The 1,724-nt window shown below is 77.5% G+C and carries 2 protein-coding genes and 1 pseudogene; 1 reads left to right on the top strand and 2 read right to left on the bottom strand.

Annotation, left to right across the window (positions count from 1 at the left end):
• Window positions 1-463, bottom strand: a 463-nt coding sequence (locus MHW47_RS35165; protein ID WP_239227873.1) for an HXXEE domain-containing protein, incomplete at its 3' end; no start/stop codon positions are given.
• A 93-nt stretch (window positions 464-556) separates the two neighbouring features.
• Between MHW47_RS35165 and MHW47_RS35160 the strand changes: the two genes are divergently transcribed.
• Window positions 557-1,144: a TetR/AcrR family transcriptional regulator gene (locus MHW47_RS35160; RefSeq protein ID WP_239227872.1), complete on the top strand. Its 588-nt coding sequence runs from the start codon at window positions 557-559 to the stop codon at window positions 1,142-1,144.
• A 48-nt stretch (window positions 1,145-1,192) separates the two neighbouring features.
• On the opposite strand, the pseudogene MHW47_RS35155 reads toward MHW47_RS35160, so the two are convergent.
• A pseudogene (locus MHW47_RS35155) lies at window positions 1,193-1,724 on the bottom strand (hypothetical protein); the annotation flags it as partial.

Genomic DNA, 1,724 nt, shown 5'->3' with positions numbered 1-1,724 from the left:
CGGAGGCCGCCGCGCGGGTTCCGCCCAGCGGGATGCCCGCCGCCCGCAGCCGGCGCACCGCCCAGAGCGAGTACGGGATGACGACCGTCGGCGAAGTGGCCACCCCCGGCGTGTAGCCGCCGTACGCGGCCGACTGCGCCAGGTGCGCCACGCCGTGCAGCCCGAACCCGGCCAGGGCGGAGCGGAAGAAGGCGCTGCGGCCGCCCGTGCGCGCCCCGTCCGCCGCGGCCGCCGCGACGACCACGCCCATCAGGCCGATGGCCGTGTTCACCTCGCGCTGCGAGAGGTCCATGCGCTCCCACACCCGCTCCGGCACCCACGGCAGCCGCTTCCTCAGCTCCGGCCGCGCGGTCCGCAGCCAGCCCGCCATGGTCGCGATCTCCTCCAGGTCGTTGGCCGCCCAGGCGGCCAGCAGCCCCCAGCTCACCGCCCCGGGAACCCCGGCGGCCCCGTCGTCCTTCATGAGCACCCCTCCGCGCCTCGTGTGCCGTCGGCCCCACCCTATAATGCAACGCAACGTTGCGTTGCATTTTTGTCCGGACCGACTGGAGCCGCCATGTCCGCCCCTCCCCCGCAGCCCCGCCCGGGCAAGGGCCCCCGCGCCGCCGAGGCGATCTTCGACGCCACCCTGCGGCTGCTCGCCGAGCGCGGCTACCCCGGCCTCACCATCGAGGGCGTCGCCCAGGAGGCCGGGGTCAACAAGACGACCATCTACCGCTGGTGGCCCTCGAAGGCGGCGCTGCTGCGCGCCGCGCTGCTCCGGGCCCCCGTCCTGGACATCGCCGTCCCCGACACCGGTTCGCTGCGCGGGGACCTGATCGCCCTCACGGAGCAGGTGACCGCGCTGGTGACCGGGGCACGCACCCAGGCGATCGTGCGCGCCCTGGCCGCCGGGTCGGGGCTGGCGGACGACGAACTGGCGGCGCTGGCGCGGGACTTCTTCGCGGACCGGTTCGCCCGCGAGCAGCCGGTGTTCCGGCGGGCCGCCGCGCGCGGCGAACTGCCGCCGGGGGCCGACCCGATGCTGCTGCTGGATCTGACGGCCGGGGCGGTGTGGGTACGGGCGCTGCTCCGGAACGAGCCGGTGCCGCCCGGGTTCGCCACGGCCGTCGTGGACGCGGTGCTGCCCGTCCGGGGCGGCTGAGCCCCGGCCCGGCAGCCGGTCGCGCGGCACCCTCGGGTCACCCGCCCGTCAGTCGTCGTCCGGGTCGCCGCCGGTCAGTTCCAGGAGCGCGGCCACCGGGTCGGTGTCCGGTGCGGCGCGGGGCCACCACTCCTCCTCGCCGGGATCGGACTCGTAGCCGTACCAGCGGCCGTCCCGGCCGAAGCGGAGCTGGAGGGCGCCGCCGGGGTGGGTCAGGTGGTTGCGCCAGGGCTGGAAGCGCGGGAAGCCGGCCGCCGCGAGGGCGGGGCGGGCCCGGTCGAACGGTCCCGCCGGGGGATCCCAGGGCGTCTCCAGGACCGCCAGCCCCTCGGCCTCGCCCTGCCGCCAGGCGGCCACGGCACGGGCCAGGTCCGTGGTGGTGCGGCCGGTGGCGGAGGCCAGCTCGCGGTAGAGGGCGCGGGTGGTCGCGGTGAGCCCGGCGGTGGGCCCGGCTGCGGCGAGCCGCACGGCGTCCTGCCAGAGGGTGAGCCCGGCGACCGGATCGCGGCCGGTGGTCAGCAGGGTGTGGGCGCGGGCCGCCGCGTCCGTCGCGAGCTGGTCCAGGGCGAGCGGGTCGCGG

This window comes from Streptomyces sp. OfavH-34-F, assembly GCF_022347745.1.
GTDB lineage: Bacteria > Actinomycetota > Actinomycetes > Streptomycetales > Streptomycetaceae > Streptomyces.
Note: the sequence above shows the minus strand (reverse complement) of the source record. Positions and strands in the feature narration are given on the sequence as shown.

Excerpts from the sequence above, each read along its gene's own strand:
- MHW47_RS35160 (WP_239227872.1), top strand. The coding sequence starts at position 557 with ATGTCCGCCCCTCCCCCGCAGCCCCGCCCGGGCAAGGGCCCCCGCGCC.